The organism is Pantoea sp. C2G6, assembly GCF_051336815.1.
Lineage (GTDB): Bacteria > Pseudomonadota > Gammaproteobacteria > Enterobacterales > Enterobacteriaceae > Pantoea.
Window position 1 is genome coordinate 18,959 of the sequence record NZ_JBGMNJ010000018.1, and the last position, 19,957, is coordinate 38,915.

Below are 19,957 nucleotides of genomic sequence, written 5' to 3' on the forward strand. Positions count from 1 at the left end.
TAAAACGAGGTTATTTCATTTTTGTTATGTCAGAGCGCAGATCCTTCTGCACGCTGACAGCTGGCTTAGCGGCGGTCGCGTAGCCGTTGCCGTGTGGCAGGCGGCACCGCAGCCCACAGACAGCAGACGCGGCCCTCGAGATCCTGATACCAGGGGCTTATGTTTTCCCGCGCATCTTCGCCGGGATGCAGAGTTATGACGCCCGACTCACCATCAATGCTAATCAGTCGGTTGATAAAAAGTCGTTGCAGGTCGCTGCGTAAAAACAGGCCGTTATCGACGCTGTTGTCTAACAGAATCCCATCATCACCTTCCTGGGTGTCGATATGGCAGGCTTCCACCCACGGCCAGCTATGCCGTTCAGTCAGCTCGGTTCCGGTCATCACACAGGCGCCGTAGCGGGCTTTAACCCCGGCGCTGAATTCCGCCTGACTGGCGCGTTGCAGCACCCGTGCTTTGACGCGACGCCCGACTTCCGTACCCGGCATCACCGCCGCCGGGACTTTGTGCTGCGGCGTACTCAGCACCACGATGAACTGGATACGCTGCGACTGCGGAAAACAGGGCTCCGCCTGTGGGCTGAAGAGCTGCCAGTAAGCGTCATCATCATCCTGATGCATCAGCACCAGTTTGTAGCCGCGACTGTTCAGCAGATTTTGTGCCGTGGCGGATTGCGGATCGATCATCGCGAAAACCTGGCTGCTGCCCATCACCTTCCACAGGTTGTCGCGCTTCTCGTTTTCGCTGCGGCGGAAATAGAGGAAAGAGAGATTCTGCTTCAGGTAGTGCTCAAAGCGGCGCAGGTAGTTTTTACGCTCGTTGTCATGGGAGATGAACAACAAGTCCTCCAGCGGGCTGTTGCTCTCTTCCTGCGCGAACACCGCACGGATTTTCAGCGTGCGCAGCCCGGTTGATGGGCTCAGCAGGGCGCGCGCCGTCAGCTCTTTATCATCGGGGTATTGCAAAGCATAACGCCGGGCGATCTCTTCAAAGGTCAGCCGCTCGCCCGGTAACAGGTCATAGTTGAAGCGCATAGACACTCCACAAAGTTGAAATCAAAATGATGTTGTTATGTGAAGAGTTATCGGCAGGCGTGGGAGGAACTGTAACCGCGGGGCGGTGGCCGGGCGCACGCTTTTCGCAGCAGGCGTTTATCACGCTATCCGATCGATCGGGCTGGACGGCAGAATCGTGTTACTCCTGAGGAGTCGGAGAGGCTTTCATATCCACAATCTGCTTAAACGATAGTACGGCGAAAGCAGTGTCGTAAGTCGGGCTGGAACGCATTTCGGGCAACCCGGCGGTTAATAATGCGTCATCTTCCAGAATGAATGCCTGAGCAATATTTTCATCCAACCTTTTTCGATAAATAGCGATATGACTCAGGGCGCAGCCTGTTTCCCCAGGCCAAAAACCATAGATAAGCGCCTGCGTATGTTGCGCAATTTCCTGTTTGGTTAATGCCTTGCCATTTATGGCCGGAAAAATTTCATACTGAAGGCCCGCGTTCATACTGCGCGGTAATCATCGCGCGGCGACCGGTGGAAGACGTGAGATTCACGAGAAAGATTTTCATGCAGGGCGAGTTTCCGAAGAGCAAAGTAAGCCTGCAACAAGAAGCATACCGCTCAGGGGAAACCCTATAATACGTTAGATGAGTGACAACCTCTGACTACCGATAAAATCACTCTCATTCGGAAGTGAAGATAATCAGGACTCCGCGGCCGCGGAGTCCTGGGTTACTTAAGCAGGTAGATTAAAGAAAGATCATCATTAACTTTGACCTTGTTAATCTCAGCGAGAAACGCCATGACTGACTGCGGAGTATGCTTGGTGATCGAATGATAGCTATAGATGATATTGATAATATCCTCTTCATTAATTTTCCCCACCATTTCAACATTGGCAGCAATCAGGGATTTAAGTAAAAACCACTCTGCCGTCAGCAGATATAAACTCAGTAATGGGCTACGACTTTCGTCACCAGGGAAGAAATCATCATAAATACGATACTGAATATAGTTATTCATTATCCAGGGACGCTCAGAGAACCAGGGCATAACCTGTTTCTGCCACACATTTTCCAGCCTGATCATCGACTGGCTGACGTCATCTGTCTTCGCGCCTTCTGCCTGAATATAAATCAGCTTATTGACGTAGTGATTCAGCGTTGGAAATGCGCGTTTGTCCGCCATGCCACTGAACCAGCTCTGCAATCGCAACAGGAGTGACCATTGCAGATTATGATCGGGCTTGATCTGGTCAAGCTGCTGCCTGATTTCACCCTGCACCAGACTGTCGAGCGCCTGGGAAAAATGAGTCTCAAGCTGACCGACCCGCTCCTCCTGTCCCGTCACTTTCTCCACGCCCAGCAGAAAGCTGGCCAGCGCATAAAAAGCCTCATCCAGATAGATACCGCTGTATTTAACTATGTTAAGAGACATCAGATTCAGCAGTTTCTTTTCCTGATCGAGTTCTTTTGCTTTATTGCCGTACTGTTGTAGCCTGATGGTCTCCCCGAACAGCATCGCGTCAGGTGAGGCTAATAATTGCCGGGTCGCCTCCGGGCAGGAGAGCGCCAGCGTTTTTTGTTGTTCATATTTAAATGTATTCGCTGCCCTGGGGTACGTCGCGCAAGTGTTGCTCAACGCCGCAGCGCCCAGGCTGGAATGTACTTTACATAGCCGGTTTTCATCCATAAAAGCGCAGTTACCGGCCGCATTAAGCTTCATGGTTCCCCAGCTGGCAAAACTTTTTCTCGTGGTAATGATGTTCTCAGCCGCCAGCGTTTTAATTTCAATCAGCGAGGATTTTAAATAGCGATTGACCGTGGGTTTATCCAGGTGAATGTCCCAGCCCTTGCAGCAGTGATCGCGACATTCGCTGCCGATGCACTTAAAGGCGCTGACAAAAAGCGGTTCAACGACGGTAATATTTTTCATTGTTTACCTGCTTAACAGAGGTACTTAAGAAGAATGAGGCGCATTGCAGGATTATAAAACAGAGAGAAAAGATTGATTGGCAGAGAAACAGGGAAAAACGAGGCTAATCGTAAGCATAAAAAAACCCCGCCAAGGCGGGGTTTTGAATTGAGTCAGAAGACGATTAGCCTTGCAGCAGAGACAGAACCTGCTGTGGAACCTGGTTAGCTTTCGCCAACACTGAGTTACCCGCCTGCTGTACGATCTGCGCTTTAGACATGTTTGAAACTTCAGTTGCGTAGTCAGCATCCTGAATACGAGACTGTGCAGCTGACAGGTTCGTGGTGGTGTTGCTCAGGTTAGTTACCGCTGAGTTCAGACGGTTCTGAATCGCACCCAGTGAAGAACGGAACTTGTCAACGCTGGCAATTGCTTCGTCCAGTTTTTTCAGTGGATCAGCAGTTGAACCAGAGGTCAGGCTAGACAGGCTCATGTTAGCCGTATCCAGCGTGAACGCAGCGGTATCACCACCAGCAGTAGTTGCGGCTGACTGTGCATCGACAGCAACATAGAAATCCTGGTTAGAACCGTTAGCGATGTCGAAGCCGTTCGCTTTCAGGCTGTTGGTTTCCGCAGCACTGCTTGAAGCGACGTTGACTTTAGCAAACAGGTTGCCGTTGTCATCTTTGTAAACTTTGTCAGCTGTTACGGTGACGTTAGCCGCAGCGACACCCAGACGGGTTGCCAGGCTGTCAGCCGTACCTTCTGCAACGGTCGCTTTGCTCACGTTACTGGTAGAACCGTAAACTGACTGGAAGTCAGCAGCAGTTGCCGCAGTTGGTGTACCCTGTGGACCATTCACATTGAAGGTATCCAGTTTCAGAGTAGAAGAGTCAATTTTCTTCAGGTCGATGGTGATGGTTTCGCCATCGTTAGCGCCAACCTGAATTTTCATTGAGCCATCTTTAGCCAGCACGTTCACGCCGTTGAACTGAGTCTGACCAGATACGCGGTCGATTTCGTCCAGACGTGATTTGATTTCGTCCTGGATTGAAGATTTGTCAGAATCTGAGTTAGTACCGCTTGAAGCCTGTACGGTCAGCTCACGGATACGCTGTAAGTTGTTGTTGATTTCTGACAGCGCGCCTTCAGTGGTCTGCGCAGCAGAGATACCGTCGTTGGCGTTACGAGCAGCCTGAGTCAGGCCCTTGATGTTAGAGGTGAAACGGTTGGCAATTGCCTGACCAGCAGCGTCATCTTTAGCGCTGTTGATACGTAAACCAGAAGACAGACGCTCCATTGAAGTAGACAGAGCTGACTGGTTCTTGTTGATGTTGTTCTGAGTGATCAGCGAGAGGCTGTTGGTATTAATGACTTGGGCCATGATAAATTTTCCTGTTAATCAAGTCTTTCGGTTAAGGTGTGGGCTTCAACCCGCCGGCTTCAGCGCCGTCAAAGTTGTTATCGTCTGCCGTTTCACAACCTTTAGAATTTTTTTAGTACCAGGCGAACTTTTTTGCTTCTGCCTGTCACGTTTTAAGTTATCGCCACCCCGCCGGAGTTCTTTAGACCTGATTCATAAATTTTCCAGCCACTGAATTGCCCTTCTTTATAGTGCTTATTTAACCCATTACCCTAAGGCAAATAACCTTAAACTTTCCTTAATCGAGGCCGATAACCCAGCTATTCACTTTCCCTGTCGACCTTATAAAGGAATTAACATGGCTAGTATTAGCAACCTCGGTGTGGGTTCCGGCCTGCCACTCAGTACCATGCTTGACAGTTTGCAGACCGCAGAAAAAGCCTCACTCAAACCTATTTCAACGCAGCAGACGGCTTATACCGCCAAGCTCAGTGCCTATTCCACCCTGAAAAGCGCACTGACCACGTTCCAGACCGCGAACACCAAGCTGAACAGCGCCGATCTGTTTACCGCCACAACCGCGGCCAGCAGCACCACCGCGTTCAGTGCCACCACCTCTGGCAGCACCGTCGCCGGTAAATATGCGATTAACGTCACTCAGCTGGCGCAGGCGCAGGTGCTCACCTCAGCGGTACAGAGCAGCAACACGGCCGCGCTGGGTGACAGCAGCGTGGCCAGCCGCAGCATCGCGATTACCTTAAAAGATGGCACCAGCAAAAGTGTCAGCCTCACCAGCGAGCAGACCTCACTGACCGGCATGCGTGACGCCATCAACGGTGCCAATGCCGGCGTGACCGCCAGCATTATTAAAGTTTCAGACGGCAGCTTCCGTCTCTCCGTCAGCGCGAATAAAACCGGCAGCGACAATGCGGTGTCGACAATCGCCGTCACTGGTGACGATACGCTGCAAGGGGTGATAGGTTATGACGCCTCTGCCAGCAGCAATGTGATGACGCAAAGCGTGGCGGCACAGAACGCCAAACTGACCGTCAACAACGTGGCGATTGAGAACAGCAGCAACCAGATCAGCGATGCGCTGGAAGGGATCACCCTGAATCTGACTGCGCAGACGGTCGGCGATCAGACCCTGACGATCACCAAAGACACCTCAAAAGCCTCCAGCGCCATCAGCAGCTGGGTGGATGCCTATAACACCCTGCTGGATCAGTTCAATACGCTGACCAAATACACCAAGGTCGATACCAATACTGATTCGCAGGACAGCAGCAATGGTGCATTGTTGGGTGACAGCACGCTGCGCACTATCCAGACCCAGCTGAAAAGTATGCTGACCAACGCACAGAGTTCATCTGCGTATAAATCACTGGGACAGATTGGCGTCACCACAGACCCGACGACCGGCTCACTGAAGCTGGATTCGACCAAGCTCAGTGCCGCCCTGGATAAAGATGCCGCTGGCGTGAAAGAGATGATTGTGGGAGATGGTAAAACCGGAATCACCGCAAAAATTGACAGTAAACTGACGGAATGGTTGTCCTCTAAAGGGATCGTCCAGGCCGCTACCGATGGCGTCAGTAAAACGCTGAATAACTTAACCGCGCTCTATAACACCACCAGCGATCGCATCGATGCGGATATTGCACGTTATAAGACGCAGTTTACTCAGCTGGATATGGCCATCAGTAAACTGAACTCGACCAGCACCTATCTGACGCAGCAGTTCGACACCTCAAGTTCTTCCACTAAATCGTAGGAGTGACCATGTACAGCGCTACAGGCACCAAAGCCTATGCACAAATTGGCGTAGAAAGCGCCGTGATGAGCGCCAGCCAGCAGCAGCTGGTGGTGATGCTGTTCGACGGCGCACTGAGCGCGCTAATCCGCGCCCGCCTGTTTATGCAGGATGGCAATATTGAAGGCAAAGGCAAGTCTCTCTCCAAAGCCATCAATATCATTGAAGCGGGCCTGAAAGAGGGGCTTGCGGATAACCGTGGTGATGAGCTGGCAGATAATCTGCTGGATCTTTACAACTACATGACCCGTCGACTGTTGCATGCCAACCTGCACAATGATGTTGCAGCCATCGAAGAAGTCGAAGGCTTACTGCGCAACATTGCGGACGCATGGAAAGAAGTGGTTCAACCTAACCTGATTCAGGACGCCGTTTAATGACTATTGCACCGCATCTGATTACCGTTTACCAGCAGTTACTCGATCTCAGCCAGGGGATGCTGCGCCACGCAGCACAGGGCGAATGGGATGAATTGATCAGCCGAGAGATGGAATATGTCAGCGCGGTGCAAAACTTAGCTCAGTCAACCGAGACCGCCCCGCCGTCTGCCCAGGCGCTGGAGCAGTTACGCCCGGTACTGCGTCATATCCTGGATAATGAAAGTGAAGTTAAACGTCTGTTGCAGGCGCGGATGGATGAGCTGGCCTCACTGGTGGGTCAGAGCAGCCGCCAGAAATCGGTGCTGTCCGCCTATGGCAAGCAAGGCGGCGTGGTGATGGTGCCGCGCGAAACCCTCTCCTGATCCCCTGCGTTATCACGCCGCCAGATTTATTTTTCTGCGCGGCGTCTCTTTTTTGCCGCTTACTCCATACTTGATTCTCATCATCCCCTGGAGTGTGGTACATGCAAAACCCAACGTTATTACAGTTTTTCCATTGGTATTACCCGGATGGCAGCAAACTGTGGCCTGAAATCGCCGATCGGGCGGCCTGGCTCAGCGAAATCGGTATCACCATGGCGTGGCTGCCGCCATGTTACAAAGGGGAATCGGGCGGCTATTCTGTGGGTTACGACAGCTATGACCTGTTCGACCTGGGTGAATTTGACCAGAAAGGCAGCGTTGCCACCAAATATGGCGACAAACAGCAGTTACTGGCGGCAACGGAAGCGCTGCGCAGCCATAACGTCGGCGTGCTGCTGGATGTGGTGCTGAACCATAAAATGGGCGCAGACGAGAAAGAGATTATCAGCATCAACCGCGTCAACCCGGACAACCGGGATGAAATCTACGACGAGGTGGTGGAGTGCGAAGCCTGGACCAAATTCACCTTTCCGGTACGCAACGGACAATATTCCAAATTTGTCTGGGACCACAAATGCTTCAGCGGCGTTGACCATATCGAAAACCCGGATGAAAATGGGGTATTCAAAATCATCAATGACTACACCGCCGAAGGCTGGAACGACCAGGTCGATAATGAACTGGGCAACTTTGACTATCTGATGGGCGCCAACATCGATTTCCGTAACAACGCGGTCAGTGAAGAGCTGAAGTATTGGGCGCGCTGGGTGATGGAACAGGTTCCCTGCACCGGTTTCCGGCTGGACGCGGTGAAGCATATTCCGGCCTGGTTCTATAAGGCGTGGATCGATCACATCCAGGAAGTGGCCGAAGAGCCGATGTTTATCGTCGCCGAATACTGGTCGTTTGAAACGGAGAAATTGCAGGAGTATGTGCATCAGGTGGAAGGCAAAACCATGCTGTTTGATGCGCCGCTGCACATGAACTTTCATCAGGCGTCAACGGCGGGCAGCGCCTACGATATGAGCCAGATCTTTGCCAACTCACTGGTGGTGGCCGACCCGTGGCATGCGGTGACGATTGTGGCCAACCACGACACCCAGCCGCTGCAATCGCTTGAAGCCCCAGTCGAAGCCTGGTTTAAACCGCTGGCCTACGCGCTGATCCTGCTGCGTGAGCAGGGTGTGCCGACCATCTTCTATCCCGATCTGTTCGGGGCCACTTATGAAGATGAAGGCGGCGACGGTGAGAAGCATAAGGTTGAAATGCCGGTGATCCCGGAACTGGAAGGGTTGATCCGCGCGCGTCAGCAGTATGGCTGGGGCGTACAGACTGACTACTTTGATCACCCGAACTGCGTCGCCTTCAGCCGCAGCGGCACGGAAACGCAGCCGGGCTGTGTGGTGATTATGTCCAATGGGGAAGCGGGCGAGAAAAGCGTGCCGATGGGCGAAAGCTACGCCGGTAAGGTGTGGCGTGACCATCTGGCTAACCGTGAAGAGACCATTACCGCGGATGAGCACGGCACGGCGCTGTTTACCTGTAACGGGGGCAGCGTCAGCGTCTGGGTTGTCGCGGAATAACAGTGAAAAAAGCCCCGGCGGGTCTGCCCTGCCGGGGCTTTTTCTTTCACCTGTCAGCGCATTTACGACCGGGCGTTATTCTCGGTAATCGCCGTGCGCAGCAGCTGCGGCTCGATATTCTGGATCACCGTGGCTTTCGGCTGCTTTGCCACCTCTTCCAGCGCCTGCTGGCACTCCAGGGTCGGACGCGCCACTTTACGCAGCGTCAGCCCGTCATATTTCAGCTCACCGTTTTCAGCCTCCAGTGGCATCACCCGGTTCTGCCGCGTCACGTTAACGTAGTCCTGACTCAGCAGCGTCAGCTTGCCCGGCTTAGCGATTACCCGTTGCCACTGACGGCAGTCCAGCGTTGAGCCATCCGCATTGACAATCAGGCTGGCGATCGCCTGATCGCTAATCAGATTGCTTTGTGGGCCACTACTTTGCCAGTTCCCTTGCAGATTAGCCGGTGCCGGCGTCTGCACCGCGCTGCTGTAATCGTTGATTTGCGCACAACCGCTCAGCGCCAGCGCGGCAATCAGCATCCACTTTTTCATGTTAAATCCCTAAGATCGCGTCAATGGCGGCTACGTTATAATTTTTCCACTCTGTAGCGCAAGGTGTCTGCGCGATTGTGCCATCACCCGCGCATCGCTGCGTCACTGTTTACCGGTCAGCAGACCCCGTAACCGCCTGGTCACAGCGGGATGCCCCAGCGCTGACCGCGCCGCGGCTCCTGACAACTCGGGCGCAACCCGCTACACTGGCGCGCTGCAACAGACTTTCAGGAATCCGAAGATGAAAACGCCAGAAGCTTACTACGCGCAGGCGCGTGAGATGTTTTTTACCGCGCACCCCGATTTCCAGGCTGCCCTTGATGAGTTAACCGAAAGCGATGCCCGCGCCGCCAATCTGTCGCTGCGTCAGTTGCGTGAATGGCATGCGGAACGTATCTATGCCGCCTTTTTACGGCAGAAAAATCTGGATGGGATGATCTTTTCTATTCAGCTGGCTGAGCCGGATAAAGCGGTGGCCGCCGAGGCGATTGAAACTTATCTCAAATCCCACGCGGCGTCGCTGGGGATGAGCTGGGAAGAGTTTTGCATTAAAAACGAGCTGTAATCAGCGTTGCGCTGAAGATGCATTGGTCATACACCTCCAACCAGTGTCAGCGCTGCGGATAAGGTTGTACTAACTGCATGAAAGCGGATAACGTCAGCCTGCGACTCAGGTCGTGATTGACCTTTAACGAATAGTGCTGATGCACTGCCTCTGTAGGTGTGGTCTGATTTCTACCTCCAGAGGCGAATTTTTTATCCGCCCTTACCCTTCATCTTCCGTCGCTTTCCCCTTCACTTCCACATACTTCGCCACCGCCAGCAGACGATTGATGTGCGTCAGCAGCAGATCGACATCAGATTGCAGAAACTCGGTGGATGAGCGAGATGCGGTGACAATGGCGTCCTGAACGGTTTCGGTGATAGTCAGCGAGTTATCCTGTTTCGCCTGCACCAGCAGCGCCGCAACCAGCAGTGACTGCGCTTCAAGCTGGGCCGTCAGCTCCTTCGCGTCGACGTCCATCTTTGCCAGTTTTAGCAGAATATCAATAACCAGTTGTCGCATCGCAAATCTCCTGAAAAGTAAGCCGCCATTATGTCGTGATGCTGACGCATTTTGCCAGTCGAAGATTGAGCTGGCGACGACATAAAAATTTACGTGAAATCACGCGCGCCGCCTTGCTACTGTTTTTATTTACAGTATTATATGTCAGCGATTTTGCCCTGAATGGATTGCCATCATGTTTGTTGAATTGATTTATGACAAGCGCAACGTTGCCGGTTTGCCGGGTGCTCGTGAAATGATTCGTGAGGAGCTGGAGAAGCGGGTGCATCGGGTGTTTCCTGACATTGAAGTCAAGGTTAAGCCGATGGAGCGTAATGCGATTGATACCGATTTAAGTAAGAACGATAAGGCGACAGTTGCGCGGATTGTTGAAGAGATGTTCGACGAAGCGGAAATGTGGCTGGTGGCCGATTAATCCCTTAGCGGCCACCGCATCAGTTAGCGGGAGATAGCTTAGCTCTCCTGCTCGCTGTGATTAATTTCAATCTCGATGTCCTGAATAGCGGCATCCAGATCTTCCAGCAGTTTCCCCTGCTTGTTCAGCAAGGCATCAATACGGTCAGCATTGGTTTTGTCTTTGTATTCACCGGCATCAAATGCCAGCCAATGGCTGGAAAGTGTCTCCGTATTGGTCTGCGCATAGTGGCGCATCTCTTTCAGCTGAGAGGCTACGTCACGCAGGTAGTCGGTTTTGGTCTTAGTTTCTGTTGAATCGCTCATGCTTATTATCCTTTTGATCGTTTATCCAAAGTGATCGGGCTTAGCGGTTCACTAACCGGCCAATCAACGGGCCGCATTCAGATACAAATGTTGCCCGAAGATTTAAAACTAGTCGATAATAGCGAAGCCGCACTAAGAATAATCGGAAGTTACGGTCTCCTGTTCATTTTTCCCGCAGAGGGTTCACTTTCGATCACCACCTCTTTCACCTTGTTGACCGTCTGATCGGCGGTACGTTCCGGTATCGCATCCAGCTTATGCTGCAACTTTCTGACCTGATCGGTGAGCAGATCAACCCTGGCATCACGTCGCGCCGCGACATCGCGATAATCTTTGCGGATCTCCTCTACCCGCTTATTGGCCGCGTTACTGACATACAGAAACAGAATCGTCATCAGGACACAAATCATTGAGCAGCTGAGCAGAATACCGCCGAGAATGACTTTGCGCCGGTAGAACATGGGAGCCAGAGTGCTATTTATCGAGGCCATCGCTGCGATCCTCCAGAGTTGAGATAAGCCGATCGACTTCATTGCGAAACTTGTCGCTGTGATCGGTTTCCGTCATTGCCAGTAAAATACCGACGGCGTTTTTGATTAGCCGAAGATCGGTTTCGAGCGTCGAGATACGACGCAGATTTTTGTCATGCCGCTGACGAAGCTCATCGTTCTCTTCCCTGATGCGTAGGTTGCTCTCTTTCAGCAGGACCACCTGCTCTTTGTAGCTGGTGATAATTTCACCCCCGGCACGATTGCTGGTCACGATTGACGCGATCCCTGCCAGAAGCGGTTTCCAGAACAACGCCGCTGCGCCCCCGCCCAGAACGAGCGCCCCCATACTGGTAATCAGACTACTCTCCATGCCACACCCCTTTATCCGGTAAGGTCACTGGAACTTAATTGCGTGCAAAAAACACGTTCCCCGCATGAAATTTAAGATTGCTTAAATACCAGGCTTAAGTATACTTAAGCCATTCTTAATCACAAGTCAAGCTGATGAAAAACGAAACGTTAGGCGACCGCATTCGCCACCGCAGAAAAGCCCTGGAACTGACGCAGAAACAGCTGGCGCAGCAGGTGAAAGTCTCCCACGTGGCGATTTCGCAGTGGGAAAAAGAGGAAACGCTGCCGCGCGGTGAAAACCTGCTGCGGCTGGCTGAGGCGTTGGGGTGCGCACCCGCTTTTCTGATAGACGGAGATGGCCCTGTTTTTAGTGAAAACGCCTGGGCCGGGCTTTATCAGATCCCGCTGCTCGCTCAGCGTGACGTCGCGCACTGGCGCAGCGATGCCAGTCAGGTTAAGCATGAATTACTGATGCACAACGACATGGCGCTCTCTCAGCAGAGCTTTGCCGTGCGGGTGGATGAGCAGGCGATGACGCCGGCGATATTGCCACTGGATGTGGCGATTGTTGATCCCTGCGTCTCTCCCCTGCCCGGCGACACCGTGGCCGCGTTACAGCACACCAGGCTGTTGCTGCGCACCTGGCGGCAGCGCAGCACGGTCAATGACCAGCCGCTGTTTGAACTGGCCCCCGCCAATATCAACTATCCGCTGCTGCACTCCGATCAGGATGCGCTGACGCTGCTGGGCACCGTGGTGGAGCTGCGCCGCTATCGTCAGCAATAAAAAACCCGCCATAGGCGGGTTAAATTTTTCAACGCACAGCAAAACTACGGCAAACAGCAGAGGATTACAGGGCTTCAGTCAGCCGATCGACAACCACATTGCCCTGCATGTCGGTCTGCATAATCCGGTAATTTACCGGCCATGAGCGGCGGGTGCTGAGTTTATCAAACAGTTTCACGCCGCCCTTTTTCTCACCCCGGGCATTCACAATGGTCCATTCGGTGATCTCTTCCTGGCCGCGATTTTTCAGGCTTCGGCAATCTTTTTCTACCAGCTGATCTTCAGCTTCAATCTTTAAATAGTCTCGTAACATAATTTCTATCTCCTGGTAACGCAGGTCACTATATGCTTTTTATTAATCCGTTCAATCGAATTTATTAATCGAACAGCTTGTGACCTGCGTCATGACCTTTTGTCTGTTCACGTTGCTGACTCCTGCCGTTGGCATAGCGCGACGGTAGCGACAGAAACGCAAAGCAGGGAGGTGAGAAGCGCCGGCTGGCCCGTCCGGCGCAGGCTTTTTGTTAACTAAAATCAGATGCGGCTATCGGGATGGGCTGGCTGGTCTAGACTTAAGAGACTGGAACCCAAGGAGCGACTCATGTTTAAACACAACACGAATGAAGAACGTAAACACGAAGGTGAAGTGAGCAAAAGCCTGCCGGAAGCCGCCCCTAACGCGGGCAATGCCTATGAAGAGGATGATCATCCCGCTACTGACGCGCCAAAAGATCATGGCGAAGTTCCACGTAAGAATGATGACAGTGAAGATGATAAAAAAGATCCGTATCAGGCGGATTAACAGCCTGCGCGCCCTGAATCGGGCGCGCCAGGTCTGGTCTTCAGAATAGCCTGCGCAATTCTGCGCCAGCATCACCAGTGACAATCCTTTTTCTGCTGCGATTGTTCAGGAGTCATTCCCTTTCTGACCGCCGATGCCGTGAGGTCTATTCCACCTTGTCACAATCATAAGCACCACGGATGCGTATCTGACTCTGGCTGGTGCGAACGATTTCTGCCCTTAATATCCCCTTGCCGTCACTCAGCGTCTGCTCCATATCCAGCATGCCGGGCGCTTTGCTGTTTTTAACCTGCAATCTGACCGTCGCGTTGTCGTAGTCACCCTTCTCTTTGTGAAAAGCGACCTTCTGACTTTTCGCGCGCTCACCGTTGACTGAAAACCAGCCTTTACTGTCCGCTTTAAAAAGAAAAGGCCCGCACTGCGTGGCAGAGAAGGCACTGGCAGATAACGCAAACAGAGCCGCTATCAGGAGGCATTTTTTTATCATTGTTCAGACGTCCGGCAAAGGGTGGGTAACGTGCGCCAGAAGAGGTTATCTGCTGACGGCTGTGAATGCGGAACAGTATAGCCAGTGACTGGCCATTTAACGTAAATCGGAGCGCGCCCGACAGGCTCAGCGACATTCAGCGCAGAGTAACCGGAAAGCACCCTTAAGCGCTTCAGCCTATCTTCCCTCCCCTGCTTTTGCCCGCTCCGGCCCCGGATGACTCAGCCAGATTCCGCTATGGGTATCACATCTTCGCGCAGTCTAAACAGATTGCCGGTTAGAGGTTGTTGTAACTAATGCCAGTAAAATAGTCCCGATGCCGGGCGATCTGCCGCCGGTGCGCTGTTGCTGAAGAGGCGCCGCCCTGGAACTCCCGGTAATGCAGAAAAAGTCATTAACATCTTCATCATTTGCATAATCAGACATTGTTTCCCAGGCTTAGCAGACACCCCCGACCAAGGAGAGACTATGTCAGACGAATATAAAAAATGCATTGAAGCCTGCTACCTGTGTGCGGCGGCATGTGACCACTGCGCCGCGTCATGCCTGCAAGAAGAAAATCTGGAGATGATGCGTGAATGCATTCGCATGGATATGCAGTGCGCCAATCTCTGCCGTCTGGCTGCACAGTTTATGACGCTGCAAAGTGAGTTTGCGAAAGAGCTCTGCAAGCTCTGTGCTGAAGTTTGCCAGAAATGTGGCGATGAATGCGGACAGCATCACCATGACCACTGTCAGGCGTGCGCCAAAGCCTGCCATCACTGTGCAGAGCAGTGTCGCAGCATGGCTGCTTAACCGCAGCAGGCAAAAACCCGCCCCCGAGCGGGTTTCTTTCTCTCCGGGATACGCGCAAAGCCTCCCGCGGGCGTCACCTCTGATCCTCTGTTGCGGCCCGACTCCCCGTTACGTTGCTGCGCCGGGTGCCGCTCTGCATCATTCAGCCTGAGTCGCCTCTTCCACTACACCTGCATATTCATAATATCGCTGTACGCCGACACCAGCTTGTTCCTGACCTGGATGCCCATCTGCATTGAGATAGATGATTTCTGTAGGTCGACCATCACATCGTTCAGCGCGATGCCCGGTTTCCCCATTTCAAAATCCTGCGCCTGGGTGCGGGCAGTGGTCTGGGTTTCGCTGATCTTATCCAGCGCGGCTTTCATGGTCGCGCCAAAATCGATCTGGTTAGTGGCTTCGCTGCTGCGGTTGCTGGCCTGCAACGAGGTCATCTGAAGTTGCTGTAACACACCGTCAATTGCCTGAATGGACATTCACGTTACCTCTTTCATGGGGGTGTAATTCATCAGTGGTGGCAAAGTTAGCACGTTGTCAATAAGACAAAGGCGCTAAATAACAGCAAAAAACCTACCTTATCCAGCCATCGAATTTTCCGTTTCAACAAATAATGCCTGGCATTGAAGTGGAATTTCTATTTACGCAGGTCAGGGAGTCTGTTTTGCCATCTCAACTTACCCGGTCAATTACGTCAGGCAGGAATCGGTCATGAATGCGAGTGCAGCCGCCACACCAGATCAAGAAAAGAAAGGCTTCGGTGACCTTCTCGCTCGCCTGCGCGCAAATCCGCGTATTCCTTTAATCGTCGCCGCTGCGGCGGTGATCGCGATAGTGATCGCGATGGTGCTCTGGGCGAAGCAGCCCAGCTACAGCGTGCTCTATAACAACCTCTCTGATGAGGATGGCGGCGCCATCGTCACTCAGCTGACGCAGATGAACATCCCCTATCGCTTCGCCGAAAACGGCGGCGCACTGATGGTGCCGGAAGCCAACGTGCATGAGCTGCGTCTGCGTCTGGCTCAGCAGGGTCTGCCAAAAGGCGGATCGGTGGGCTTCGAGCTGCTGGATAAAGAGAAGTTCGGTATCAGCCAGTTCAGCGAGCAGGTTAACTACCAGCGCGCACTGGAGGGCGAACTCGCCCGCACCATCGAATCCCTCGGCCCGGTGAAAAGCGCCCGGGTTCATCTGGCGATGCCAAAACCAACCCTGTTTGTGCGTGAGCAGAAAGCCCCTTCCGCTTCTGTCACCCTGACGCTGCAACCTGGCCGCGCGCTGGATGAAGGTCAGATTCAGGCGATCGCCCACATGGTTTCAAGCAGCGTCGCCGGTTTACCGCCAGGCAACGTCACCGTGGTTGATCAGGCGGGTCGCCTGCTGACCCGCTCTGATGCGGCCGGACGCGATCTGAATGACGCGCAGCTGAAGTATGCCGCCGAAGTGGAAGCGCGCTATCAGCAGCGTATTGAAGCGATCCTGAATCCGATTCTCGGCCAGGGCAACGTCCATGCGCAGGTCACCGCGCAGATCAACTTCGATACCAGCGAGCAGACCGACGAGAAATATCAGCCTAACGCCAATCCGTCCGCCACGGCGGTCCGCTCACGTCAGAGCAGCAGCAGCGATCAGTCCGGCAGCCCCTATCCGGGCGGCGTGCCAGGCGCGCTCTCGAATCAGCCTGCGCCAGCCAACACCGCGCCGGTAAATACACCTAACAATGGCGCGAATGGTCAGAACGCCAATGGCCAGAATGCCAACGGTCAGAACAACGCCGCGAACAACGGAACCCAGACCACCAGCACCGCCGCCGCCAGTTCGACGCCAACCAACTCGCGTCGCGATGAAACGGTGAACTACGAGCTGGACCGCACCATCCGTCATACCAAACTCAACGTCGGCGACGTGCAGCGTCTGTCGGTGGCGGTGGTCGTGAACTTCCGCGCCGATGATAAAGGCAAAGCCGTTGCGCTGAATGAGCAGCAGCTGAAGCAGATTGAAGATCTGACCCGCGAAGCGATGGGCTACTCCCAGACCCGTGGCGACAGCATCAACGTGGTGAACTCGCAGTTCAACACCACCGAACCGATGAGCACCGATCTTCCCTTCTGGCAGCAGCAGTCATTCTTTGATCAGCTGATGGAAGCCGGTAAATGGCTGTTGGTTGCCCTGGTGGCCTTCATTCTCTACCGCAAACTGGTACGTCCGCATCTGGTACGCAAACAGGCGGCTGAGAAAGCCATCGCAGAAGCGGCCGCAGCCCGGGCGAATGAGCAGGTGGAAGAGGAAGCCTTTAGTGTGCAGCTCAGCAAAGATGAGCTGGATCAGGAACGTAAGTCTAACAACCGCATGAGCGCAGAAGTGATGAGTCAACGCATCCGCGACATGTCTGAAAACGATCCGCGCGTTGTTGCGCTGGTGATTCGCGAATGGATGAGTAAAGAGCTATGAGTCTGACCGGAACCGAAAAAAGCGCCATCCTGATGATGACCATCGGCGAAGAGCGCGCAGCGGAAGTTTTCAAACACCTGAACCAGCGCGAAGTGCAACACCTGAGCGCCTCGATGGCCAACATGCGTCAGGTGTCGCACAAACAGCTGACCGAAGTGCTGCGTGAGTTCGAAGCAGACGCCGAGCAGTTCGCGGCGCTGAGCCTCAACTCCAACGAATACCTGCGCTCCGTGCTGACCCGGGCGCTGGGCGAAGAGCGCGCCGCCAGCCTGCTGGAAGATATTCTCGAAACGCGCGAAACCACCAGCGGCATGGAAACGCTCAACTTTATGGAGCCGCAGGCCGCTGCCGACCTGATTCGCGACGAGCACCCGCAGATTATCGCCACCATCCTGGTACACCTCAAACGTGGCCAGGCGGCGGATATTCTGGCGCTGTTCGACGAGCGTCTGCGTCACGACGTGATGCTGCGTATCGCCACTTTTGGTGGGGTACAGCCAGCCGCGCTGGCCGAACTGACCGAAGTGCTGAACGGCCTGCTGGATGGCACCAACCTCAAGCGCGCGAAGATGGGCGGCGTGAGAACCGCAGCCGAGATCATCAACCTGATGAAAACGCAGCAGGAAGAGGCGGTTATCGAAGCGGTACGCGACTTCGATGGCGAACTGGCGCAGAAAATTATCGACGAGATGTTCCTGTTCGAAAACCTGGTGGAAGTGGACGACCGCAGCATCCAGCGTCTGTTGCAGGAAGTGGAGTCGGAACAGCTGCTGGTAGCGCTGAAAGGTGCCGAGCAGCCACTGCGCGAGAAGTTCCTCAAAAACATGTCAGCCCGCGCCGCCGATATTCTGCGCGACGATCTGGCCAACCGGGGTCCGGTGCGGATGTCCGCCGTGGAGAACGAGCAGAAAGCGATCCTGCTGGTGGTACGCCGCCTGGCCGAATCAGGCGAGATGGTGATTGGTGGTGGCGAGGAAACGTATGTCTGATGCATTTTCTGCCCGCCCCTGGCAGCTGTGGCAGCCCAACGATTTAGGGCGTTCCGACCAGCCTGAACCGGAGCCGCAACCGGAGATCCTCGAATTTGATGAGGGCGTGGATGAGCAGCAACAGCAGCTTGAACGCCTGCAACAGCAGATGCGCAAAGAGGCGCAGGGCCAGGGCTATAACGAAGGTCATCAGCAGGGCTTTGCCGAAGGGCAGAAAGCGGGCTATGACGCCGGTTTTCAGCAGGGGCTGGCCGATGCGCAGCAGCAGCAGGCCCCCTTACAGGCGCGGATGCAGCAGCTGGTGACAGAGTTTCAGAACACGCTGGAATCGCTGGATAGCGTGATCGCGGCCCGGCTGATGCAGCTGGCGCTGGAGGCCGCGCGGTCGGTTATCGGCCAGGCGACCACCGTGGATGGCTCCGCCCTGCTGCGCCAGATTCAGGGATTGCTGCAACAGGAACCGATGTTCACCGGCAAGCCGCAGTTGCGGGTCCACCCCGACGACTTACAACGTATTGAGCAGACGCTGGGCCCGACGCTGGATCTGCACGGCTGGCGTCTGCTGGCTGACAGCAGCCTGCACCCTGGCGGCTGCAAACTCAGCGCGGAAGATGGCGATCTCGATGCCAGCGTCGCCACGCGTTGGCAGGAACTCTGCCGCCTCGCCGCCCCGGGAGAAGTGTAATGACCACCCGCCTGAATCGCTGGTTAGGGGCGCTCGACGCCTTTGAAAATCGCATCTGTCAGGTGCAGCCGGTGCGTCGCTACGGCCGCTTAACCCGCGCTACCGGTCTGGTGCTGGAAGCGACCGGTTTACAGCTGCCGCTGGGGGCGACCTGCGTGATTGAACGCAATGACGGCAAAACCATCAGCGAGATCGAAAGCGAAGTGGTGGGATTCAACGGCCAGAAACTGCTGATGATGCCGCTGGAAGAGGTGGATGGCATTTTACCGGGCGCGCGGGTCTATGCGCGTCAGAATGGTGAAAATCCGCAGGCGGGCAAACAGCTGATGCTGGGGCCACAGCTGCTGGGTCGCGTGCTGGATGGCAGTGGCCGGCCGCTGGACGGTCTGCCGTCACCCGATACCGGCTATCGCGCCCCGCTGATCACCCCGCCCTTTAACCCGTTACAGCGCACCCCGATCACCGATGTGCTGGACACCGGCGTCCGGGCCATCAACGCCCTGCTGACGGTGGGACGCGGCCAGCGTATGGGGCTGTTCGCCGGTTCAGGCGTGGGTAAAAGCGTGCTGCTCGGCATGATGGCGCGCTACACCGAAGCGGATGTGATCGTGGTCGGGCTGATTGGCGAGCGTGGTCGCGAAGTAAAAGATTTTATCGAGAACATTCTTGGCGCGGAAGGCCGCGCCCGCTCTGTGGTGATTGCCGCACCGGCTGACGTCTCGCCGCTGCTGCGTATGCAGGGAGCTGCCTACGCCACCCGCATCGCCGAAGATTTCCGCGACCGTGGCAAGCATGTGCTGCTGATTATGGACTCCCTGACCCGCTACGCCATGGCGCAGCGTGAGATCGCCCTGGCGATCGGAGAGCCACCAGCGACCAAAGGCTATCCGCCTTCGGTGTTCGCCAAACTGCCGGCGCTGGTTGAGCGTGCCGGTAACGGCATCGACGGCGGCGGCTCAATCACCGCCTTCTATACCGTCCTGACCGAAGGTGACGATCAGCAGGACCCGATCGCTGACTCGGCGCGCGCCATTCTCGACGGCCACATTGTGCTGTCGCGGCGGCTGGCGGAAGCGGGTCACTATCCGGCGATCGACATTGAAGCCTCGATCAGCCGTGCGATGACCTCGCTGATTGATGAGCAGCACTACGCGCGGGTGCGCCAGTTTAAGCAGCTGCTCTCCAGTTTTCAGCGTAACCGCGACCTGGTCAGCGTCGGCGCTTATGCCGCAGGCAGCGACCCGATGCTGGATAAAGCGATCAAGCTCTATCCGCAGATGGAAGCCTTCCTGCAACAGGGCATTTTTGAGCGCAGTGATTACGACGATGCCAGCCTGCATCTGCATGCGCTGTTCGGCTAGACAACGATTAACGCGAGGTAA

Annotated in this window: 25 protein-coding genes; 13 read left to right on the forward strand and 12 right to left on the reverse strand. The window is 54.6% G+C overall.

What is annotated here, in order from left to right; all coding sequences use genetic code 11:
• Nucleotides 1–65: 65 nt before the first annotated feature.
• From ACCW71_RS18485 to ACCW71_RS18500, 4 genes are all read right to left on the reverse strand, one after another.
• The gene (locus ACCW71_RS18485) at nucleotides 66–1,034 is read right to left on the reverse strand and encodes an HNH endonuclease signature motif containing protein (protein ID WP_436373909.1); all 969 of its coding nucleotides are present in this window, start codon (nucleotides 1,032–1,034) and stop codon (nucleotides 66–68) included.
• Nucleotides 1,035–1,194: 160 nt separating this feature from the next.
• Nucleotides 1,195–1,512 carry a glycosyltransferase family 25 protein gene (locus ACCW71_RS18490; RefSeq protein ID WP_436373911.1) on the reverse strand — a complete coding sequence of 106 codons (318 nt, stop codon included), beginning with the start codon at nucleotides 1,510–1,512 and terminating at the stop codon, nucleotides 1,195–1,197.
• A gap of 227 nt (nucleotides 1,513–1,739) precedes the next feature.
• A complete protein-coding gene (fliB, locus tag ACCW71_RS18495; protein ID WP_436373913.1) occupies nucleotides 1,740–2,942 on the reverse strand; it encodes a flagellin lysine-N-methylase in 1,203 nt (400 codons plus the stop codon).
• 163 nt (nucleotides 2,943–3,105) lie between these two features.
• Nucleotides 3,106–4,305 carry a FliC/FljB family flagellin gene (locus tag ACCW71_RS18500; protein WP_436373915.1) on the reverse strand — a complete coding sequence of 400 codons (1,200 nt, stop codon included), beginning with the start codon at nucleotides 4,303–4,305 and terminating at the stop codon, nucleotides 3,106–3,108.
• 337 nt (nucleotides 4,306–4,642) lie between these two features.
• On the opposite strand from ACCW71_RS18500, the gene fliD reads away from it, so the two are divergent.
• From fliD to amyA, 4 genes are all read left to right on the forward strand, one after another.
• Nucleotides 4,643–6,058: a flagellar filament capping protein FliD gene (fliD, locus tag ACCW71_RS18505; RefSeq protein WP_436373917.1), complete on the forward strand. Its 1,416-nt coding sequence runs from the start codon at nucleotides 4,643–4,645 to the stop codon at nucleotides 6,056–6,058.
• Nucleotides 6,059–6,066: 8 nt separating this feature from the next.
• Nucleotides 6,067–6,474, forward strand: a complete 408-nt coding sequence (fliS, locus tag ACCW71_RS18510) for a flagellar export chaperone FliS (protein ID WP_436373919.1) — start codon at nucleotides 6,067–6,069, stop codon at nucleotides 6,472–6,474.
• A complete protein-coding gene (gene fliT, locus ACCW71_RS18515; protein ID WP_436373921.1) occupies nucleotides 6,474–6,839 on the forward strand; it encodes a flagella biosynthesis regulatory protein FliT in 366 nt (121 codons plus the stop codon). The genes fliS and fliT overlap by 1 nt, the downstream gene beginning before the upstream one ends.
• A 101-nt stretch (nucleotides 6,840–6,940) precedes the next feature.
• Complete coding sequence (gene amyA / locus ACCW71_RS18520) at nucleotides 6,941–8,422, forward strand: alpha-amylase (RefSeq protein WP_436373923.1); 1,482 nt, start codon at nucleotides 6,941–6,943, stop codon at nucleotides 8,420–8,422.
• Nucleotides 8,423–8,484: 62 nt separating this feature from the next.
• On the opposite strand, the gene yedD is transcribed toward amyA, so the two are convergent.
• Nucleotides 8,485–8,958: a lipoprotein YedD gene (yedD, locus tag ACCW71_RS18525; RefSeq protein WP_436373925.1), complete on the reverse strand. Its 474-nt coding sequence runs from the start codon at nucleotides 8,956–8,958 to the stop codon at nucleotides 8,485–8,487.
• A gap of 241 nt (nucleotides 8,959–9,199) precedes the next feature.
• Here yedD and ACCW71_RS18530 point away from each other — a divergent pair, with 241 nt between their 5' ends.
• Nucleotides 9,200–9,523 carry a DUF6388 family protein gene (locus ACCW71_RS18530; protein WP_436373927.1) on the forward strand — a complete coding sequence of 108 codons (324 nt, stop codon included), beginning with the start codon at nucleotides 9,200–9,202 and terminating at the stop codon, nucleotides 9,521–9,523.
• Nucleotides 9,524–9,724: 201 nt separating this feature from the next.
• On the opposite strand, the gene iraP is transcribed toward ACCW71_RS18530, so the two are convergent.
• A complete protein-coding gene (gene iraP / locus ACCW71_RS18535; RefSeq protein WP_436373929.1) occupies nucleotides 9,725–10,024 on the reverse strand; it encodes an anti-adapter protein IraP in 300 nt (99 codons plus the stop codon).
• A gap of 175 nt (nucleotides 10,025–10,199) precedes the next feature.
• On the opposite strand from iraP, the gene ACCW71_RS18540 reads away from it, so the two are divergent.
• Complete coding sequence (locus ACCW71_RS18540) at nucleotides 10,200–10,439, forward strand: DinI-like family protein (RefSeq protein WP_003854508.1); 240 nt, start codon at nucleotides 10,200–10,202, stop codon at nucleotides 10,437–10,439.
• A 38-nt stretch (nucleotides 10,440–10,477) separates the two neighbouring features.
• Here the strand turns inward: ACCW71_RS18540 and ACCW71_RS18545 are convergent, their stop codons facing one another.
• The 3 genes from ACCW71_RS18545 to ACCW71_RS18555 form a co-directional block, all read right to left on the reverse strand.
• Nucleotides 10,478–10,744: a hypothetical protein gene (locus tag ACCW71_RS18545; RefSeq protein WP_436373931.1), complete on the reverse strand. Its 267-nt coding sequence runs from the start codon at nucleotides 10,742–10,744 to the stop codon at nucleotides 10,478–10,480.
• Nucleotides 10,745–10,893: 149 nt separating this feature from the next.
• Complete coding sequence (locus ACCW71_RS18550; protein ID WP_436373933.1) at nucleotides 10,894–11,235, reverse strand: hypothetical protein; 342 nt, start codon at nucleotides 11,233–11,235, stop codon at nucleotides 10,894–10,896.
• Nucleotides 11,219–11,605 (reverse strand): hypothetical protein, encoded by a 387-nt coding sequence (locus ACCW71_RS18555; protein WP_436373934.1) that lies wholly within the window; start codon nucleotides 11,603–11,605, stop codon nucleotides 11,219–11,221. Before ACCW71_RS18555 ends, ACCW71_RS18550 begins: the two co-directional genes overlap by 17 nt.
• A 134-nt stretch (nucleotides 11,606–11,739) precedes the next feature.
• Between ACCW71_RS18555 and ACCW71_RS18560 the strand changes: the two genes are divergently transcribed.
• The gene (locus ACCW71_RS18560) at nucleotides 11,740–12,372 is read left to right on the forward strand and encodes a helix-turn-helix domain-containing protein (protein ID WP_436373936.1); all 633 of its coding nucleotides are present in this window, start codon (nucleotides 11,740–11,742) and stop codon (nucleotides 12,370–12,372) included.
• A 64-nt stretch (nucleotides 12,373–12,436) separates the two neighbouring features.
• Here ACCW71_RS18560 and ACCW71_RS18565 read toward each other — a convergent pair whose 3' ends face one another.
• Entirely contained in the window at nucleotides 12,437–12,685 is a 249-nt protein-coding gene (locus tag ACCW71_RS18565; RefSeq protein ID WP_436373938.1) for a hypothetical protein, read from the reverse strand.
• A gap of 288 nt (nucleotides 12,686–12,973) precedes the next feature.
• Here ACCW71_RS18565 and ACCW71_RS18570 point away from each other — a divergent pair, with 288 nt between their 5' ends.
• Nucleotides 12,974–13,174: a hypothetical protein gene (locus ACCW71_RS18570; protein ID WP_436373940.1), complete on the forward strand. Its 201-nt coding sequence runs from the start codon at nucleotides 12,974–12,976 to the stop codon at nucleotides 13,172–13,174.
• Nucleotides 13,175–13,319: 145 nt separating this feature from the next.
• Here the strand turns inward: ACCW71_RS18570 and ACCW71_RS18575 are convergent, their stop codons facing one another.
• Nucleotides 13,320–13,661 (reverse strand): hypothetical protein, encoded by a 342-nt coding sequence (locus ACCW71_RS18575; RefSeq protein ID WP_436373942.1) that lies wholly within the window; start codon nucleotides 13,659–13,661, stop codon nucleotides 13,320–13,322.
• A gap of 468 nt (nucleotides 13,662–14,129) precedes the next feature.
• Between ACCW71_RS18575 and ACCW71_RS18580 the strand changes: the two genes are divergently transcribed.
• A complete protein-coding gene (locus ACCW71_RS18580; RefSeq protein ID WP_436373944.1) occupies nucleotides 14,130–14,456 on the forward strand; it encodes a four-helix bundle copper-binding protein in 327 nt (108 codons plus the stop codon).
• A 164-nt stretch (nucleotides 14,457–14,620) separates the two neighbouring features.
• Here ACCW71_RS18580 and fliE read toward each other — a convergent pair whose 3' ends face one another.
• A complete protein-coding gene (fliE, locus tag ACCW71_RS18585) occupies nucleotides 14,621–14,932 on the reverse strand; it encodes a flagellar hook-basal body complex protein FliE (RefSeq protein WP_436373946.1) in 312 nt (103 codons plus the stop codon).
• Nucleotides 14,933–15,164: 232 nt separating this feature from the next.
• Here fliE and fliF point away from each other — a divergent pair, with 232 nt between their 5' ends.
• Genes fliF through fliI form a run of 4 tightly spaced genes read left to right on the forward strand, consistent with a single transcriptional unit; the run spans nucleotide 15,165 to nucleotide 19,936 of the window.
• Complete coding sequence (gene fliF / locus ACCW71_RS18590; RefSeq protein WP_436373948.1) at nucleotides 15,165–16,901, forward strand: flagellar basal-body MS-ring/collar protein FliF; 1,737 nt, start codon at nucleotides 15,165–15,167, stop codon at nucleotides 16,899–16,901.
• A complete protein-coding gene (gene fliG / locus ACCW71_RS18595) occupies nucleotides 16,898–17,890 on the forward strand; it encodes a flagellar motor switch protein FliG (protein ID WP_436373949.1) in 993 nt (330 codons plus the stop codon). Before fliF ends, fliG begins: the two co-directional genes overlap by 4 nt.
• Nucleotides 17,883–18,575: a flagellar assembly protein FliH gene (fliH, locus tag ACCW71_RS18600; protein WP_436373951.1), complete on the forward strand. Its 693-nt coding sequence runs from the start codon at nucleotides 17,883–17,885 to the stop codon at nucleotides 18,573–18,575. Before fliG ends, fliH begins: the two co-directional genes overlap by 8 nt.
• Nucleotides 18,575–19,936: a flagellar protein export ATPase FliI gene (fliI, locus tag ACCW71_RS18605; RefSeq protein WP_436373953.1), complete on the forward strand. Its 1,362-nt coding sequence runs from the start codon at nucleotides 18,575–18,577 to the stop codon at nucleotides 19,934–19,936. The genes fliH and fliI overlap by 1 nt, the downstream gene beginning before the upstream one ends.
• The last annotated feature ends 21 nt before the right edge of the window (nucleotides 19,937–19,957 follow it).